Origin of the sequence: Staphylococcus sp. HMSC069D12 (genome assembly GCF_001810405.1) — a bacterium.
GTDB classification, from domain to species: Bacteria; Bacillota; Bacilli; order Staphylococcales; family Staphylococcaceae; genus Staphylococcus; species Staphylococcus haemolyticus.
On sequence record NZ_KV801116.1, the window covers coordinates 762 to 1,093 of the forward strand.

A 332-nucleotide genomic window follows, 5' to 3' on the forward strand; every position below is an offset into this window, starting at 1 on the left:
TAATCTTGGTATTAATAAATTTAGGGTTATATTCCGTTAGCAATGTGTACTCAGATATTTTATTTTCGTGATAGATTAGTGGGTATTTCACTCTTCTAAGGTTCACGTATGCACCTCACAAATAAAATGAGCCTACCACTAAGGATAGGCAAGATATTTATTATTTAACTATGCGATTTTCTTCAAACATTTTCATAAGTTTTCTCTCTCTTTGTGACTGTTGAGTTAGTTCATCTTTTCGTTGCTGTTGAATGTTTTGAGAAAATTGTTCTTCTACTACATCTAATACTTTTTGAGTTTCTTCTGCCGACAATGTTGTTTCTGTTAAAAGA

At 31.3% G+C, this 332-nt stretch carries 1 pseudogene; it reads right to left on the reverse strand.

What is annotated here, in order from left to right:
• Window positions 1-106 (reverse strand): annotated as a pseudogene (locus HMPREF2737_RS12030) (pathogenicity island protein); the annotation flags it as partial.
• Window positions 107-332: the final 226 nt, after the last annotated feature.